This is a genomic window from uncultured Barnesiella sp. (assembly GCF_946496565.1).
GTDB lineage: Bacteria > Bacteroidota > Bacteroidia > Bacteroidales > Barnesiellaceae > Barnesiella > Barnesiella merdigallinarum.
Genome location: NZ_CAMMHD010000011.1, coordinates 86,691 through 106,445, shown reverse-complemented (window position 1 = coordinate 106,445; position 19,755 = coordinate 86,691). Strand labels below are relative to the sequence as shown.

The window sequence follows — 19,755 nt, the reverse complement described above, 5'->3', positions numbered from 1 at the left end:
GATTGTCATACACCGCATAAGCCGGCGTAAAAAAAGACAAAAAGCACATTAAAATAAGAAAGGTTACGTTTCTCATGATAAAACAATTTAAGATGAATGATTGTGTTTTTATATGAGACACCTTTCAAAGCAGCATCCCCCAAAACCATACCCTCAAAAAAATGGACCTTAGAGAAAAATCAACCATTCTCCTTTCATGAAATCTTTGTGACATATCTATGCCGACTTGACAAAAATAAATTTATTTTCATATATTTGCCTTATGTTTCATCACATGCTCCCTCTGCTAAAAAGGCCCTATGAAGATAACCGACGAAAATATTATAGATTACTTGCAGAAAGGCGAAGAAGATGCCTTCCGATATATTTATGACAAATATTACGGTTATCTGTGTGCTGTCGCCAAGGGCTACCTGTGCGACAACGACATGGCCGAAACCGTAGTAGAAGATGTGATATACAACATCTGGGAGATACGTGAAAAACTGAACATACATACCTCCCTGCGTTCATACCTTATACGCAGTGTAAAAAATAGGGCTATCAACTATCTGCAACAGGAATACATTGCCAAGGAGGTATCGGTCAACTCGCTGCAAGACTACACCGATATAGAGTCGTTCTATTTCATCGAAGAGGAACACCCGCTCGAAAAGATACTCGAAACCGAACTCGAAAGCGCCATAGCCACAGCTATCGACAACCTGTCCGAGGAGTGCCGAAAGGCTTTTGTCATGAGCCGGTACCACGACATGAAATACGAAGAGATTGCCGCCCAGATGGGAATTTCGGTCAATACGGTAAAATACCATATCAAAAACGCACTCTCTCGCCTAAGGATAGACTTGAAAGATTACCTGATGGTTCTTTTGCTCCTGTCGATAACCAGCCAAATACCTGTAACGGGAACCCTTGAAAAGTTGTTGGAATTTCTAAATATTTAAAAATGCTTAAATAGAAGATTCTCATACTACCCTGGAAGCGATTAAACCTGTCTTTCTTTTGAAATATGAAGCACGATAATAGACATAACGAACAGATAAACAATCTGATTCTCTCTTTCCTGAATCGGACAATTACCCTTCCCGATTTGAAACGCTTGAAAGACTGGATTGACGAGAATGAGGAGAACAAAGCCTATTTCTCAGAAATTCAACAAGTCTGGCTCATCTCTTCGCTCCGGGAGAAAAAAGATTTCGATCGGCTTAAAGAGCGAGCTTTCTTGAAATTCAAAAAACGTATTGCCCAGGAAAAACGACAAAAAGAGCACACCCGCATTCGACCCTTGTGGCATCGGGTCGTCTATATTGCAGCCAGTCTGGTGATTGCCTTCGTAGCCGGTATGAGTACCATCTACTTCTCCGACCATCACCAACTGTCGCAGCAGCCGTTGGCCTACTCGCTGGAGTCGCCCCGCGGGTCGAAACTGAAACTTACGCTTCCCGACGGTACCTGCGTATGGCTCAACGCCGATTCCAAACTCTCCTACGACAATAAATTCGGGGTCGACAACCGGGATATAAAACTGGAGGGCGAAGGCTATTTCGAGGTCAACAAGAACAAGGAGTTACCCTTCCATGTCACATCAGACGACATCAAGGTCGAAGTTCTGGGTACGAAATTCAACGTCCGGAACTATCCCGAGGACACCCTTATCAAGGTAGCCCTCATGGAGGGGTCGGTGGCTCTGCTCAACCCGCAAGGAAAAAACACCCTGAAACCCGGCCAGATAGCCCACTACGACAAAAGAAATAAAATCACCCACGTGAAAACCGATGGCGTGAAAAATGCCAACGCCTGGATAAACGGCCACCTATACTTCGACGAAGAGAACATGGAGACTATTGCCCGAGCTCTGGAGCGGACTTTCGATGTCGACATCAGCATCAAGGACGACACCTTGAAAAAGATGATATTCTACGGCGACTTCGTAATCGAGTCGAACAATATCAACGAGATTATGAATATCATGGCGGCCACCAACAAGTTTAACTATCACTACAAGATTAGTAAAAACGAAATAGAAATATTTCAATAAACAACCTACGACTATTTACCCGTGAGTAGGCCTGCACAAAAGGTCTGCAAGCCTCTCTTATACCCTATCGACCATGACAAACAAACGATTTTCGACTCTCCCGGCAGGCTACCTCATCCAGCGGTTCTGGCTGTTGATAGCTCTGTTGCTGCCCCTGCAAGCACCGGCCTCACAGCCTCAAGAACAGTACATTGTCGAAGGTCCCGACTGGAAAGCCTTTATTCGACTTTCCGACGGCACCATCGACCGATACGAATATTTCGCCGACGGCGAATGGCAAACCATCCCTTTCCGTCACGACCGTCTGTCGGGCCCTGCCTGGGAGGAGGTCATGCTCGCCCATTATGCCAAAGAACCGGGGAGCTTTATCGGCGAACGCGACCACATAGCCTATCGCATGACCTACCGCTCGGCCGGCGACCACCTCGTGGTTGAGTGTTCCATGACCAATCTGAGCGACAAGCCCTTCTGCCCCAAACGCAGCCGGCTGATTCTGGGCATCGACAGCGAAATGCACTCCTATCCGCAATGGGATAATAAGTTTTTCCCTACCCTGCTGCGCTGCGAAAAAGATTTTGCCTGGGGCTATTTCATGTCTCCCCGACAAGTTCTATTCGGCTTTGCCACCTCGCAACCGGTCGCCTCGTATGCGCTCAACTACATCTACGAAGGGTGGTATAAATGGAAATGGGGACACCAGATAAGGACGGCCAGCCTCGAACTGTTGCACACCCTGCCTCTGCCCGAACGCCATCCGCAGCACCTCACGCAACTGGCTCCGGGCGAAACCCGCAGTTGGGAGATTCACCTGGGACGCATCGACTCGCTCGACCATGTCAAGTCCCAGCTGTCGGCCTGGGCCGATATACCTCTGATCGAATGCAACCGATATACCCTATTGCCCGACGAGCCTCTCGACATACGGGTCAACTCGACCAGCCCGATAACCCTATCAATCGAAGGTCCCGACGCGAAACACATCGGCACGGCAACCCGATCGATTGGAAACGGACTCTTCCAAGCCTCATTCGCTCCCGCCCAGCTGGGCGAATACCGCATTGTGGCAACCAACGAGTCGGGCCAACGGGCCGAAGCCCGCGTATTCGTGCGGCAACCCTGGTCGTGGTACATGAAGAACGCCCGCGATTTCGTAGCCCGCAATCAACCTATCTTTTCCAACGCCTGCGAGACTTTCTACGGATACTACACCGCATTCCTCACTGCCAAATATTTCCCCGACCCGGAGAAAGACCAAGCCCTGCAACGACGCTTCGACCGCACCCTGCCCCTCATCATCGATACCACGACCTGGATTCCCAACCCCGACGCCCTGCCCCACCGCATACAGAACTTCTCGGCCTTGATGGGCATGCTGGTCGATCTGTGGGAGGCCACAGGTTCCCGCCCCTATCTGGAAAAAGCGGCTCACATAGCCGATTACCTCTGCTCCGACCGGATACAGGGTCCCGACGGGGCCTACCGCTCACAAGGCACCCACTACACAGCCGTTATCTATACGGCCAAGTCGATGCTCGAGTTGGCCAATGCCGAACAAAAACTGGCCGACGAACCGCTGTGGAACGAGCGATATACCCGACATTCAGAGTCGGCACAACGGGCTATCGACGACCTTTGCTCCCGTCGCGACAATATCGAGACCGAGGGCGACATGACCTTCGAGGACGGCATGATTTCGTGCAGTGCCCTGCAACTGGGCATGTATGGATTGCAGACCACCGATACGGCCCGACGCAACGCCTACCGCGATGCCGCCCGCTACCTGATGGAGAAGCACCGCTGCCTCGAACAGCTGCTCATACCCGACTGCCGCATGAGGGGTGCAACCCTGCGCTACTGGGAGGCTCTCGATGTCTACTTCGTTCCCAACCAGGTAATGAACTCGCCTCACGGCTGGACGGCCTGGAAAATCTATGCCTCGTACTACCTCTATCTGCTCACCGGCGAGGAGTTCTACCTCAAAGACTTCATGGACACGCTCGGTACCTGCGCACAAATCATGAAAGCCGACGGTACCCTGCGCTGGGCCTTCATTCCCGACCCCTACGTCGAGGCACAGCTCTATGTAGAGGATCCGGAGAAAAAACATCACGGCATAGTGACCGACTCGATTGTAGGCGAACAGTACCTCGACATGATAAGTCCCTGGCTGCGGCCCGACGACGAAGACACCTTCTGTGTATTCCAAGAGCGCGGCGGTGCCGGAGACAATACGGTACAGGAGATTTTCAAGGCAATGGAAGAGTGCGCCCTCACCTCGGCCTATGTACTGGTGCGCGACGACGGTTCACTGCTGGCCTACAACTGCCGGGCCGAACTGAAAAAGGGGACCCTCAGCATTGTACCAGCCGAAGCCATTGTTTCGAAAATTCACATCAATACTCCCCGAAAACTAACAATCGACATCCGACAGACAGGCCGGGAACGCGTGCATAAAACCGTCTCTGGCTGCCAATGGATTTACCTCAAATAGCCACAATTCCATGACCCGAAAACTTATTCTCTTCCTGGCCGGCATCGTCTCGGCCATAGCCCTTGCCGCACAACCGCTACTCGTCCCGCAACCCCAGTCGATCGAGCTACGTGAGGGAACTTTTGCACTCACCCCTCGTACCGGCATCGTGGCACGTTGCAGCGCCACCAACGTGAAACTGCTGGAGCAATATCTCGAAGAAGATATACACATAGCCCTGCATGAGCGCACGGGCAACAATCACATCGTATTGGCTCGGACCGAGAGTCTGGACTCCCTGCTGGGCGACGAAGGCTATCGGCTCACCATCTCGCCCGACACGATTCTCATCGAAGGGGCACACGACGCCGGTATCTTCTACGGCATGCAGACCCTGCGGCAACTTGCCGTGCAAGACCGGTTGCACATACCCTGCCTGCAAATCATCGACAAGCCCGAGTATCCGTGGCGCGACTTCATGCTCGACGAGGCTCGCCACTTCAAGGGAAAAGCCGTCGTCAAGCAACTGCTCGAAGAGATGGCCTACCTCAAGATGAACACCTTCCACTGGCACCTCACCGACGACCAGGGATGGCGCATCGAAATCGAGAAATACCCCCGGCTGACCCAAATCGGAGCCTATCGCGACAGCAGCCAGATAGGCGGGTGGAACAGCCCCGACTACGATGTGAACGTACACGGTGGCTACTACACCCACGACGACATACGCGAAATTGTTGCCTTTGCCGCCGAGCGACACATCCGCATCGTCCCCGAGATTGAGATGCCGGGGCATACCGCGGCCGCCATCACGGCCTATCCCGAACTGGGCGCTCTCGATACCATACCTTCGATTCCGGCCTATTTCAACCCCTCCTGGGGCGTATTCAACGTAGCCGCCCCGCAGGTAATCGAGTTCATCCACAATGTACTTTACGAAGTGTTCGACCTGTTCCCCGGCCGCTACATACACATCGGTGGCGACGAAGTGCACCCCGAAGCCTGGGAGAGCAACCGCGACATAGCCCGCCTGATGGAAGAGAAACACCTGGCCAATTACAGCGAGGTACAAATGTGGTTCACCAACCAGATTGCCCGATTCATCCATGACAACGGCCGCACCCTGGTCGGGTGGAACGACATCATGGGCAAAAACATTCACGAGTGGGCCGAAGCCGACATCGAGAGTTCGCACACACTCGACCCTCACGCCGTCGTGCAGTTCTGGAAAGGCGACCCCGCACTCATTGCCGAAGCCTTGAAACAGGGGCACCGGGTTATCAACTCATCGCACCGCGACACCTATCTCGACTACAACTATACCAAGCTCCCTCTCGAGAAAGCCTATGCCTTCTCGCCATTCCCTCAAGGCATCGACAACCAGTATCGCCCCCTGCTGCTGGGCAGCGGTTGCCAGATGTGGAGCGAATGGATACCTCGCATCGAAGATATGCAACGACAGGTATTCCCCCGCATCGCCGCCTATGCCGAATCGGGGTGGAGCCGGGCCGACCAGAAAGACTTCGGCCGCTTCATCTCTGCACTCGACCGTCTGCTGTATCCCCGCTGGGCCCACAAGGGTATCGAGTGGTATCCCGTAGTCCCGTAGCGATACCGCCATACACTACCTCTTCACACGCGCTTATTTTACATAGTTCAAAAAAAGATAAAAAAAAGTTTTACCCACAGACTACCCGATAGGCTCTGTGGGTTGTCTCTTATGATGAACACACAAAATTTTTATAACGTCCATTCATGCTTATAGCCAAAACTTAAATACTAACCTTTAAATCAACCCTATCAATGATCAAGCATTACAGACACCTGCTATTGGCTTTTCTGCTACTCTGTAATATCGCGATTGTACAGGCTCAGAACATTACACTGAATCTGAAAAATGTCACGGTAAAGGAGGCGATCGAAGCCGTCAAGGAGCAAACCGGGAAATCGTTCTTTTTCAATGTGAACGACGTGGATCTGAATCGCCGAGTAAACATTGTGCTGAAAGAGGCTTCACTCGGGGATGCCCTCTCGCAGATACTTCAAGGCCAGAACATAGGCTATGAAGTAAAAGAGAACCACATTGTGTTAACGAAAAAAATTACCAAGAAAGCCGATCCGTTTATCAGAATATCCGGACAGGTTACCGACGAAAGCGGTGTACCCCTTATCGGGGTAAACATCTCGGTCAAAGACGGAGCCAACACCGTGACCGACATCGACGGTAACTATTCTATTCAGGCCGCTCCCGGTACGACTCTTACATTCTCGTACATCGGGTTTCTGTCGCAAAAGGTAAAGGTGAACGACCAGCGTAACATCAACATCCAACTGGTCGAAGATACCAAAGCCCTCAACGAGGTGGTGGTAATCGGTTACGGTACGCAGAAGAAGGCCAACCTGACCGGTGCCGTCGACGCCATCTCGTCGAAAGAGATCGAAGACCGGCCGGTAGCTACCCTGGGCCGTGCCTTGCAGGGTGCTGTCCCCAACTTGAACATCTCGTACGGTTCGGGTCGCCCCAACGAAGGTACCAGCATCAACATCCGCGGTTTCGGTTCGATCAACGAAGAGGCCAAGCCGCTGGTGCTCATCGACGGTGTCGAGGGTGATCTCGACAACATCAACCCGCGCGACGTCGAGTCTATCTCGGTATTGAAAGATGCCTCGTCGGCTGCCATCTACGGAGCCCGCGCCTCGTTCGGTGTCATTCTCGTTACGACCAAGAAAGGTGAAACCGGCGACGCCAAAGTCAACTACAACGGACGGTTCGGCTTCTCGGGCTCGACCGTATGCACCGACTTCATCACCACCGGATACGATGCTGCCATGCTGGTCGACGAGTTCTTCCGTTCCTACAACGGTACTACCTACACCAAATATACGGCCGAAGACTATGCCGAGCTGGAAGCCCGCCGCTACGACAAGGTAGAGAATCCCGACCGTCCCTGGACCGTAGTGAAAAACATCGGCGGTATAGACCAATACATGTACTATGCCAACTTCGACTGGTACAACTACCTCATCAGCCACACGCGTCCTACCTGGGACAACAACGTGAGCATATCGGGCGGCACAAAGAAGATGAACTACTTCATCAGTGCCAACTACCACACCGAAGAGGGTATCTACAAACAGAACCCCGACCACTTCAACACGGCCAACCTGCGGGCCCGCATCAGCGGCGACATCAAAGACTGGTTCAACCTGACCGTAACCACTCACCTGTACCACTCGCAATACAAGGCTCCCGGTCTGGAAAACGGTGACAATATCCCCAACTACACTTTCCATGCCCTGCCCTTTATGATGCCCTACAACCCCGACGGCAGCTGGGTATTCAGCAACGCGGTCATCGCACAGCAACCGACCGACGGCGTGCACATCATGACCGGCGACGGTACCACCTTCACCAACGACAAGAACAAACGGTTGACAACCACGGTCAACGCCATCTTCAAACTCTACAAAGGATTGACCTTCCATGCCAACTACAGCTTCCGCTACGATACGCAAGACAAGGTAGTGCGCACCTCGATGGCCGAATATTCGACCGAACCCGGCGTTATCGTAAGCACCGGCTCGGCCAATCTTTTCAAGAACAAGTTGCGCCAACGGAGCAACAGCGAATACTACCACATGATCGATGCCTACCTCAACTACGACAACACCTTCAACGGTCACCACGTTCGAGGCGTACTCGGTTTCGACTATGAACAGGACTATCAGAAGAATCTCTACTCCTACATGCTCAACCTCCAGTCCAACGAATTGAACGACTTCAACCTGGGCGACCCCTCCAAAGATGTCTATCTCGAGGGCGGACAATATGAATGGGCTCTGGAGAGCTTCTTCGGCCGCGTCGGTTACGACTGGAAAGGTCGCTACCTGGCCGAGGTAAACATGCGTTGGGATGCCTCTTCGCGTTTCCGTCGCGACAAACGTGCCGCCCTATTCCCCTCGGTTTCGGCCGGATGGCGCGTGAGCGAAGAACCCTTCTTTGCACCTATCCGCAACACCTTCTCCAACTTCAAGATCCGCGGTTCTTACGGTTCGCTCGGCAACCAGGCCATATCGAGCCCCTATCCCTACATCCAGACCCTGAATCTGGTGCAAATGGACAACTATCTGGCCAACGGCGAGTTCCTCACCTACGCATCGGTTTCGCCTCCCACATCGGGCAACTTCACCTGGGAGACCGTCATTCACAAAAACATCGGTGTCGACCTGGGCTTCTTCAACAACCGATTGAGCTTCACGGGCGATATGTATATCCGCGATACCAAAGACATGCTTGTCCCGGGCAAAACGCTGCCGGCTACCTACGGTACTTCGTCGCCTCAAGAGAATGCCGCCGACCTGCGCACGAAAGGTTACGAGTTGACCATCAGCTGGAACGACAAGTTCAACCTGGCCGGCAAGCCCTTCACCTACGGCGTATCGTTCTCGCTGGGCGATAACATCTCGAAGATTACCAAATACGACAACCCCACCAAAGACTTCAACGTATCGTCTTACTACGAAGGCATGACCATCGGCGAAATCTGGGGCTACACCATCGACGGTCTGTTCCAGAGCGACGAGGAGGCTGCCGCCTACCAGGCCCAGGTAGACCACTCGCTCATTGCCAAAAACATTCTGCAAACGGCCGTAGGCGAGTATAAGGGTCTGAAGGCCGGCGATCCCCGCTTTGTCGACCTCGACGGTAACGGCCGTATCGACGACGGTGCCAAGACGGCCGACAACCGAGGCGACATGCGCATCATCGGTAACTCGCGCCCCCGCTACAACTACAGCGGTAACATCAACTTCGGTTGGTTGGGATTCGACTTCTCAGCCTTCTTCCAGGGTATCGGCCGCCAACAGATTTACCCGGGTACCGACGCCATGCTCTTCTGGGGTGGTTTTGCCCGTCCGTATTCGTCGTTCACGCCTATCGACTTCCTCGATAATGTCTGGAGCGAAGATAACCCCGATGCCTACTTCCCCAAAATCAGAGGCTATGCCGCACAGGGCGACCGTCACCTGGCCTACGTGAACAACCGCTATTTGCAGAACCTGGCTTACTGCCGTCTCAAAAACGTAACCTTCGGCTACACCCTGCCGCAGTCGCTCACCCAAAAAGCCAAGATAGACCGCGTGAGAGTCTACTTCAGCGGTGACAACCTGCTCACCTGGACGGCACTCAAGAGCAAATACATCGACCCGGAGCAATTCTCCAACGACCGCAATGCCCGCGTCTATCCCTATGCAAAGACATTCTCCTTCGGTATAGACATTACATTCTAACAACCCTTATACAATTATATCTATGAAAAAGAATCTCATATATATTCTGGCAGCGGCCGGAGCCCTCACCCTCGGAAGTTGCGCCGACGACCTCGATCGGTTCCCGCTGTCGTCTCTTTCGCCCGAGACCTATTTCAATAATGAGGAAGAGCTGCAAACCTTCACCAACAACTTCTACGGACAGTTTCCCACCGCCCAATCGGGATACGGCGAATCGGAGGATGTGGTATGCATCTTCACCCTGCCCGTCACAACGGTAGGACTCACACGCACCATTCCCACCACAGGCGGCGGTTGGGACTGGGGTTACCTGCGTAACATCAACCTCTACCTGCAATACTCGCACCGCTGCGAAAGCCAGTCGGCCCGCGAGCACTACGACGGTGTAGCCCGTTTCTTCCGGGCCTACTTCTACTTCGAGAAGGTGAAACGATTCGGCGATGTACCCTGGTACAACCGGCCCCTCTCGTCGACCGACCCCGACTTGAAAAAGCCGCGTGACTCCCGTCAGTTGATCATGGATTCGATCTTGAACGACATCGACTATGCCATCAAGTATATCCCCGACAATCAGGATCTCTACCTGGTCACCAAGTGGACCGCCATGGCCCTGAAGTCGAGAATCTGCCTCTTCGAAGGCACCTACCGCAAATACCACGGTATCGCCGACTACGAGAGATTCCTCAACGAGTGTGCCACGGTATCGGAACAGTTCATCGACCAGAGCCCTTACAGCATCTATCAGTCGGGCGACAAACCCTACCGCGACCTCTTCGCCTCGATGGATGCCATTAAACAGGAGGTCATCCTGGCTCGTGACTACGATGCCACCAAAGCCGTAAAACACGAAGCCAACTACTACACCATGTCTACTACCTACGGACGACCGGGCATGAACAAGAAAATCGTCAACAGCTACCTGATGAAAGACGGCAGCCGCTTCACCGACATACCCGGCTACGACGAAATGCAATACTACGACGAAATGCAGAACCGCGACCCCCGCTTGACCCAAACCGTAGTAGGTCCCGGATACATGCGTATCAACAGCGACGCCGTGATGTCTCCCGATTTCACCGCCTCGACTACCGGCTACCAGATTATCAAATGGGTGACCGATGCTTCGGGCGACGGCTATCTGGGCTCGTCGAACGACTACATCCTGTTCCGTGCCGCCGAGGTATATCTGAACTTTGCCGAGGCTAAAGCCGAACTGGGAACCCTCACACAGGCCGACCTGGACAAGTCCATCAAGAAAATCCGCGACCGGGTGGGCATGCCCAACATCGACCTCGCTGCCGCCAACGCCAACCCCGACCCCTACCTTACGGCCGAGAACTCGGGCTATCACAACGTAACCGGGGCCAACAAGGGTGTCATCCTGGAAATCCGCCGCGAGCGTACCATCGAACTGATACTCGAAGGTTTCAGATACTACGACCTCATGCGCTGGAAAGAGGGCAAAATGCTCGAACAGCCCTTCATGGGCATGTACTTCCCCGGCTTGACCGAAGGTTCGGGCGAAGACCGCTACGGCATCTTCGACATGAACGACGGCACTCTTCAAGACAGCGAAAAAGTCGACATCTGTATCTACACCGGCAAAAAGCCCTCGGTGAAGAATATCCGTAAATTCTACAAACTGGACGAGGTGTTCACCCTCACCGGTGGCGACAACGGCAACATCATCTGCCACGACATTGCCGTAGAGCCGCGCGAGTTCAACGAAGAGCGCGATTACCTCTATCCCATTCCCACCACCGAACGGTCGCTCACCAACGGAGCACTCACTCAGAATCCCGGTTGGGACGACGGTCTAAGTTTCTAAACGATTGAGATAATGCTCAGATACCGGGAGAGAAAAACTCCCGGTATCTGATTGCTCTATCGACCCGAGTCGGGACGAAAAGAAAAAAATGCCAAATACACTTTTTTTACATTTACCGACTACCCTCTCCCGCCAAATATCTGTCATCTTATTGAACACACAAAAACATATCGAAATATCAAAAAACACATTTCCATATCATTAACTCAAAAATTTTTACTTATGAAAAAGTTTACTCTATCTGGTAAAAAAGCTCTTGTAGCTGCGTTCCTGTGCTGTTGTGCCCTCCCGGGTTTCAGCGAAGATACTTGGAACTTCGATCCTGAAGAAACAGCCGCATACGCTGCATTCTTCAAACAACCGTCGGCCATCGAAGGCAAATGCAATGCCGAAGCTCTGGGCATCGATGTAAACCGCGAAGGCTTCTCGTGGGACGACATGAACACCTGGAAAAACTCCGAAGGTGTAATCTGGAGAGCCTATTCTTCGGGATATTCCGAAACCGTATTCGGTGTATGCGTGAACGCATCGGCTCCCTTCAACGGAAAGACCAGCGGTCTTACCTGGACTACAACCGAAGGAGATAACCAATGGTATCCTGCCATCGCCGGTGTAGCCAACCTGAAAGGTTCGTTCACGTTGATGGACTGTAAGGCTACGGTGGTTCACATCTCGGGCACACAAATGGAAAAGGTGAAAATCCAGATGACCAACGAAGATATGGACTGCTACCTGCACGTACGCCGCAACCTGCAACTGACCAATCTCGATTTGAGCGACTCGAACGGTAAATGCCGTCAGTTGGCCGGTTATCGCAATGCCTTCACCGACGAATCTTCGTTCATCTGCAACAACTGCCGCCAAACCGAATTCCTCGACTGGTTGCTCAACCTCGAAGACAACATGTATACTTTCTCGACCATCCCCAACCACCCCATTACCGGCGAAAGACTCACATCGGGTTACAAGCTGCAATGGAATGCCCGCGGCGGTATGCCTATCGGTTACATGAATGCCGACGGTGAATACGAGATTATGGTCGACGAAGACATTGACCTCTCGGGCGAATATGACATCGACGGCTACATGACCATCTACACCTGGAAAGACCTCGACGGTAATGTAATCGAACCGACCGACGCCGTAGAAGGCTGGTTCTGCTTCGACGAGTCGCACGTAGGCAAAGAGTATCGCTGCGAGATGATTAACGAGGCTTATCCTCAACTTTCACTCAACACGGTATTTGTAAAGGTTGTCAGCGAATACTCGGGTATCGAGAACGCCCAAAAAGCTACGGTAAAAGTTGGTCCCAACCCGGCCGATGATTACCTGACCATCGAAGGTGCCGAAGTTCTGGGCGCCCAAATCTACTCGCTTGCCGGTGCCTGCGTGAAGAATATCGAAGCCGGCGTACAGACCATCGACATCGCCGACCTCACTCCCGGTATGTATCTGGTAAAACTCTCGACGACCGAAGGTAACACGACGGCTAAATTCATCAAGAAATAATTTTATCTCCTAAGCACAATGACAGGCAAAATATTTTTACGTATTTTGCCTGTCATTAAATAAAAACAGATTGTCGATTATGAAAAAATTTGTCCTTCTCTTTTTCGTTTGCTGTTTCCTGTTCGGGCTCGATGCTCAAACCTATCCCAAAGCTCCCGGAGTAATCCGATTACTGACCTACAACACCCACTACTGCAAGGGAGGTGGCGATCCGGGTTCAATCGACGACTACAATACCCGCCGTGTTGCTCTGGTCATCGAGGCTCTCGATGCCGACGTGGTTGCCCTGCAAGAGTTGGACAGTGCCATGAATGGACGTAATCGCAGAAACTTGTTACAGCAAATCACCGACTATACCGACATTCCCTACACTCCCATATTCGGAGGTCTCTGCAAATTGGACGGAGGGAAAGTGGGTCCGGGCGTACTGGTAAAACCCAATTTGCCCATCAGCAAAGTAAAACTTATTTCGCTGGGTGGCTCGATTGAAGAGCGTTGCGCCATGCGAATCGACTTTGACCAGTTCGTTTTCTTCTGCACTCACCTCGATCTGGACGACAATCTGCGTATCATGAGCGCCAATACCCTTATCAACGAACTGGACTACATACGCAAACCGTCGTTCCTGGCCGGCGACATGAACGACTCGCACCGTTGGGGACAAGGCGGTATCGCATTTCCCACGCTGCTCACCAAATATACCATCGCCAGCGATACCGAAGGGAATACCATTCCGGGACGTACCGACAACAACGGTCTCATCGACTATATCCTGTACCACGATTACAAAGACTCGGGTATCAAGATTGTCGATACCCATATCGTAAGAGAATTGAAAATAGAGGGTTCTGTCGTCGATTTGGCCTCCATATCGGATCACTACCCCGTATTTGTCGACATCGAAGTGCCGGGATTGAGCGCTATCGAAAATACCACTGCCGCTCAAGAGGTAAAACTCTATCCTACGTATGTACAGGACCGGCTGAACATCGAGAGTGACACCCCCGTAGAACAAGTAAACATCTATTCGCTGACCGGACAAAAGCAACTGCAACTCAAAGGCACGGATATTCGCACCGTCGACCTCTCGAGTCTGGCAAAAGGCATTTACATTGTAGAGACTTCGGCTCAAGGAAAAAGCCATAAAGCTCGAATCATCAAGCTGTAGTGTAGCCGTTCGGCCATACGTTCTTTAACACGGACATTATGACTTATTCGAAATCCATACTATGTGGACTTCTGGCTATCTCTTGTTCCTTACCGGCCTGCCAAAAGAGCAATTCCGAAGCCTCTGCCACCCCCACAGGAATAACGATAAACCAGACGTCATACACACAAGACAACATAGGCGAGGTGCGAGAAGGCAGCTCGGTTTTTCAAACCGCCATACAAGCGTCTCAAGAGGCTACACCCACCTATGTAACCGTCTACTTTCAAGAAAAGATACAGCCTCGGGGAGGGCTCGACCTCATCCCCTCTTACATCACCGTGTCGCACGACGGATCCACCCGTCAGGGCAAATGGACCGGCGGGACGGCCCGCACCTCGTCCTATCAGAACGGCCGCCCCACCCTGCTCTTTGACCAGTGCCGGTTCGAAGGGGACATCACCCTCACAGGCACCTTCGTCTACCGTCAAAAGAGCAACGAACCCGAAGAGATAGCTCTGTGGCCCGACGGTGACCCCTTCGCCCAATGGCTCTCGGGCGAACCCTACTGGGACGGCAACAACCTGGGCAATATCCAGAATCCCCAGATCATTGTCTACCGCCCCGACATCCAGACAGCGCCCGCCCCGGCCGTACTCATCTGCCCCGGAGGCAGCTACAAGACGGTGGCCACCTACCACGAAGGCAGCCTGGTGGCACAATGGTTCAAAGAGCAGGGATTCGTAGCCGCCGTACTCTACTATGCCTTCCCCTCGGGGCATCCCGAGATTCCGCTTAGCGACGCTCAACAAGGCATCCGCTACCTCAAGGAGAACCACTACTCGATACAGTCCGACCCCAATCACGTGGGAGTCATCGGCTTCTCGGCCGGCGGACACCTGGCTGCATTCGTATCGACGGCATTCAACCACGACGACATCGACGTAGCCCTGCCCGAAAAACGGGCCGAATCGCGTCCCGACTTCTCCATACTCTTCTACCCGGTCATCACCATGACCGAAGAGCCCTATGTGCACGAAGGCAGTCGCGACAACCTGCTGGGCACATCGCCCACTCCGGAGATGTGCCGGGCCTGCTCGCCCGAACTGCTCATCACCCCGCAAACTCCGCCGGCCCTCCTCTTCCATGCGGCCGACGACAACGGGGTGAAGATACAGAACGCCATACGCTATGTCGAGGGACTGCAAGCCCAGAACATTCCCGCACAACTGATTACACTGCCCTCGGGCGGTCACGGATTCGGATTCTATCCCGACTACGAATGTCTGCCCCAAGTCGAAGAGGCCATCTTGAAATGGCTGTACGAAGTTCCACTGAAAAACCAATAATACAATGAAAAAGATACTTATACTTTCCGTTTTACTACAAGCCTTGACCCTCTCGGCCTTTGCTCAGGACTGGGCCGAACTCGCCCGGTATCAAGAGGCCAACCAGGCCCTGCTGGCCGGAGAAGAAGACCCTTCGCGGGTAGTCTTCATGGGTAACTCCATATTCGAACGCTGGGAGAGCACCTGCCCCGAATTTTTTGCAGGCTCATACGTCTGCCGGGGTATTTCGGGACAAACGACCCCGCAAATGCTTATCCGCTTCAAACAGGATGTCGTGCATCTGAATCCCAGCGTCGTGGTCATTCTGGGCGGCACCAACGATATTGCCGGCAACACGGGACCCTCGACTCTCGAAATGATCGAAGACAATCTCTCGTCGATGGCCGAAATCGCCACGGCCAACGGCATCAAAGTGGTCATGTGCCAGCTGCTGCCTGCATACAGTTACGGCTGGGCCCCCGATGTAGATCCCCGTCAAGACATTATAGACCTCAACCAATGGATCAAAGAGTATGCCGATGCTCACGGCTATCCCTGCGTCGACTTCTACACGCCGATGGTCAACCCCTTCAAAGCTCTGAAAGTGGAATACTCGGTAGGCGACGGAGTCCACCCAAACGAAGCCGGATATGCCGTGATGGCTCCGCTCGTCGATGCCGCAATCGAACAAGCCATGGCTGGTAGCGGCATAGCCGCCCAGGCTGCCGACCCGGGTATAGAGATCTGGGGCGGGAAGTCGGTCATTCACGTCAAAACCCAGGCAGCCGACCACCTCTCCATATATACCCCCGACGGAGTCTGCGTGGCCGAGTATGACCTGCCGGCCGGCATCAGCAACCTCAACATGGCACCGGGCACCTATCTGGTCAAGAGCCTCAAGTCGACCCGGAAAATACAGGTACGATAAACACCGATTATATTCACACATCACAACTATTTAATTCTCAAAGTTATGCAAAAGGTGCTAACTCTCTTCATTCTTTTGATGCTCACGAGCGTATGCTCGGTCGAAGCGCAAACCTACCCCAAAGCCCCCGGGGTCATACGACTGCTTACCTACAACACCCACTACGGCAAGGGTGGCGGCAGCCCGGGCGTGATGAACGACAGCAACATCGTCAATCTGGGGCGCGTCATCCGGGCTCTCGATGCCGACATCATTTCGCTGCAGGAACTCGACAGCGCATCGCAAGGCCGGGGCAACCGCTATCTGTTACGCGACATCGCCCAAAGCACGGGTCTCGACTATGCCGACTTCTATGGCAATGCCCAACCCTTCGACAAAAACGGCAGCATAGGCTGCGGAGCACTGGTGAAGAAAAACCTGCCGGTCAAAAGCCGCTATGTAGCCTACCTGCCCGGCGATGAAGGTCGGGCTGCGGTAGAACTCGAACTCGACAAGTTTGTCTTCATCGCCACCCACTCCGACCTGCACAACGAGAAGCGCAAACAGGGAGCCAAAATCATCTGCAACGATGCCCGTGAAATGGACAAGCCCGTATTCGTGGCCGGCGACCTGAACGACTCGTTCCGATGGACCAACGGCGGGTTCTCCTTCCCCGTATTTACCCGCGACTTTGTCATTGCCAGCGACACCATAGGCAGTTCTACTCCCGACCAACCGGATGATAACGGACTCATCGACTTCATTCTGTTGAGCAAAAAGGGACGGAAAAAAGTAAAGATTGTCGACACCCATATTGTCAGGACGCTCGACATCGACGGCAAACAGATAGACCTGAGCATCGTCTCGGACCACTATCCCGTATTTGTCGACATCATCTGCCGGTAACACAAGACCGACGGTTCGAGGCCCCGGGATATTCAGAAACAATACTCACAACACGAAAAAACAGGACAACATTCATGATAAAACGCGGTTTAATCGGCTTATGGGCAGGCGTACTTCTCACCTTGTTCGCCTGCTCACAAGCAACCGATTACGAACAATCGGCTCAGCAACTTGCCGGACGCCTTGTCCCAGGTCACGAGAAGGATTTCATCTTTACACTCGTCCCGGCCGAAAACGACTTCTTCGAACTGAAACAACACGGAGACCAAATAGAGATACAAGGAAATAATGGTGTCTCCATGGCGCGGGGGTTGAATCACTATCTGCGCCACTACTGCCATGCGTCTGTCTCCTGGTGCGGCAACAACCTCTCGGGCATACCCGACACATTGCCCCGGATTGCTTCGCCTCTACGCATCGAAGCCTCACAGCCCTTCAGATACTACCTCAATTATTGCACATACAGCTATTCCATGGCTTTTTGGGGCTGGGAAGAGTGGGAACAGGAGATAGATCGCATGGCTCTTCAAGGCATCAACCTGCCGCTCATGGCCGTCAACAGCCAATATGCCGTCTGGCAAAATACCCTCAAGCGTCTGGGATATACCGACGACGAAATCTTCGCCTTTCTTCCCGGTGCCGGGTACGAAGCCTGGTGGCTGATGGGCAACCTCGAGGGGTTCGGCGGACCGGTTTCGCAAGCCTTTATCGACCGGCAGACCGACCTGCAAAAGAAGATGCTGCGCCGCATGCGCGAGCTGGGCATGCAACCCGTATTCCAGGGCTTCTATGGCATGGTACCCAACAGTCTGAAAGAGAAATTTCCCCAAGCACACATTCTCGAGCAGGGCGAGTGGTGCACCTATCAGCGGCCCGCCTTCCTCGACCCCAACGACCCGCTGTTCGACTCGATAGCCGACATCTACTACGACGAGCAGAAGAGACTCTTCGGCGATGCCCTCTACTTTGCCGGTGACCCCTTCCACGAGGGAGGACAGTCCGAAGGCATCGATGTGAAGGCTGCTGCCACAAAGATACTGCAGGCCATGCGACGCATCTCGCCCAATGCCGTCTGGATTCTGCAAGGCTGGCAACACAACCCCATGCCCAGCCTCATGGAGGGGTTGAAACAGGGCGACGCCATCATTCTCGACCTGATGGCCTGCGAACGTCCGCAATGGGGCGGCATACCCAGTTCGATGTTCTATAAACCCGAAGGGCACATGTACCACAACTGGATCTGGTGCGCCCTGCCCAACTTCGGCGGCAAAACCGGACTGCACGGCAAAATGAGCAGCTACGCTTCGGGTCCCGTATTTGCCAAGCATCACCCGCTGGGGAAAAACCTCTGCGGCATCGGCACGGCCCCCGAGGGTATCGGTACCATACCCGTCGTGTATGACATGGTCTACGACATGGCCTGGCGGGAAGACAGCCTGAACGTAGACGAATGGCTCAAAGAGTATGCTCTCTACCGATATGGACAACCCGACTCGGCCTGCGACCAGGCCTGGGAGATTCTCGCCCATACCATCTATGAGTGTCACAACGAGACCGGCGGCCCCGTAGAGTCGTACATCTGTGCGCGACCCGCCGATACCATCAAGCACGTATCGGCCTGGGGAAATGCCGAAATATTCTATGACCCCGACCAGGTGGTGACCGCCTGGGAAACGATGTATGCCTCGCGCAACAAGTTCCGTAACAGCGACACCTACCGCTACGACCTGGTAGACCTGACCCGCCAGGTATTGAGCGACTATCTGAAAGCGTTGCATCGCCAGGCGGTAGCTGCCTTCCAACACCACGATGCCCCCCGGTTCACCCGCCTGTCGGCCCGGATGCTCGACATCATCCGCGACGACGACCGGCTGCTCTCCTCCCGCAAGGAGTTCTATGTGGGGATCTGGATAGGAGAAGCCGAAAAGGCCGGTACCAATCCACAGGAAAAGAAGCGGTTCGTCGCCAATGCCAAACGGCAGATTACCACCTGGACCGATTACGATTCAGAACTGCACGACTATGCCCACAAGGAGTGGGGCGGCCTCATGCGCGACCTCTACCTGCCCCGATGGGAGGCTTGGGTCAACTACAAGCTGGCTCTGCTGAAAGGGGAGCCTGCCCGGGAGCCCGACTACTTCGGTCTGGAAAAGGCGTGGGTAACCAGCGACAAGACATACGACGAAGGCCCCTCGGGCGATTCCATTGCCATCATCGAGGAGCTCTACAAGCAATACATCGGAGAGATACGTCAAACTTATAAAAATATTTAAAATTGCAAGATACCCGATGAGACATCAACCCCCTTATTCGTCTACTTTATAAACAAATAA

12 protein-coding genes are annotated in these 19,755 nt (G+C 53.3%); all 12 read left to right on the top strand.

Features of this window, described 5'->3' with window-relative positions:
• The first annotated feature begins 299 nt into the window (after positions 1 to 299).
• The 12 genes from Q1K76_RS07525 (at position 300) to Q1K76_RS07470 (ending at position 19,695) form a co-directional block, all read left to right on the top strand.
• Positions 300 to 944, top strand: a complete 645-nt coding sequence (locus Q1K76_RS07525) for an RNA polymerase sigma-70 factor (protein WP_087409401.1) — start codon at positions 300 to 302, stop codon at positions 942 to 944.
• 278 nt (positions 945 to 1,222) lie between these two features.
• The gene (locus Q1K76_RS07520; protein WP_300132254.1) at positions 1,223 to 2,038 is read left to right on the top strand and encodes a FecR family protein; all 816 of its coding nucleotides are present in this window, start codon (positions 1,223 to 1,225) and stop codon (positions 2,036 to 2,038) included.
• Between the two features lie 73 nt (positions 2,039 to 2,111).
• On the top strand, positions 2,112 to 4,529 hold the full coding sequence (locus Q1K76_RS07515) for a hypothetical protein (RefSeq protein WP_206422492.1): 2,418 nt from the start codon (positions 2,112 to 2,114) through the stop codon (positions 4,527 to 4,529).
• Positions 4,530 to 4,539: 10 nt separating this feature from the next.
• A complete protein-coding gene (locus Q1K76_RS07510; RefSeq protein WP_300132252.1) occupies positions 4,540 to 6,117 on the top strand; it encodes a beta-N-acetylhexosaminidase in 1,578 nt (525 codons plus the stop codon).
• A gap of 194 nt (positions 6,118 to 6,311) precedes the next feature.
• Entirely contained in the window at positions 6,312 to 9,797 is a 3,486-nt protein-coding gene (locus tag Q1K76_RS07505; RefSeq protein ID WP_300132250.1) for a TonB-dependent receptor, read from the top strand.
• 22 nt (positions 9,798 to 9,819) lie between these two features.
• The gene (locus Q1K76_RS07500; protein WP_300132248.1) at positions 9,820 to 11,625 is read left to right on the top strand and encodes a RagB/SusD family nutrient uptake outer membrane protein; all 1,806 of its coding nucleotides are present in this window, start codon (positions 9,820 to 9,822) and stop codon (positions 11,623 to 11,625) included.
• Between the two features lie 222 nt (positions 11,626 to 11,847).
• Positions 11,848 to 13,134, top strand: coding sequence for a T9SS type A sorting domain-containing protein (locus Q1K76_RS07495; RefSeq protein ID WP_087409396.1), 1,287 nt, complete (start codon positions 11,848 to 11,850; stop codon positions 13,132 to 13,134).
• Between the two features lie 79 nt (positions 13,135 to 13,213).
• Positions 13,214 to 14,302: an endonuclease/exonuclease/phosphatase family protein gene (locus tag Q1K76_RS07490; RefSeq protein ID WP_300132246.1), complete on the top strand. Its 1,089-nt coding sequence runs from the start codon at positions 13,214 to 13,216 to the stop codon at positions 14,300 to 14,302.
• A 38-nt stretch (positions 14,303 to 14,340) separates the two neighbouring features.
• Entirely contained in the window at positions 14,341 to 15,630 is a 1,290-nt protein-coding gene (locus Q1K76_RS07485; protein ID WP_300132244.1) for an alpha/beta hydrolase, read from the top strand.
• 4 nt (positions 15,631 to 15,634) lie between these two features.
• Complete coding sequence (locus Q1K76_RS07480) at positions 15,635 to 16,537, top strand: SGNH/GDSL hydrolase family protein (protein ID WP_300132242.1); 903 nt, start codon at positions 15,635 to 15,637, stop codon at positions 16,535 to 16,537.
• Between the two features lie 45 nt (positions 16,538 to 16,582).
• Positions 16,583 to 17,422, top strand: coding sequence for an endonuclease/exonuclease/phosphatase family protein (locus Q1K76_RS07475; RefSeq protein ID WP_300132240.1), 840 nt, complete (start codon positions 16,583 to 16,585; stop codon positions 17,420 to 17,422).
• A gap of 74 nt (positions 17,423 to 17,496) precedes the next feature.
• Complete coding sequence (locus tag Q1K76_RS07470; protein ID WP_300132238.1) at positions 17,497 to 19,695, top strand: alpha-N-acetylglucosaminidase; 2,199 nt, start codon at positions 17,497 to 17,499, stop codon at positions 19,693 to 19,695.
• Positions 19,696 to 19,755: the final 60 nt, after the last annotated feature.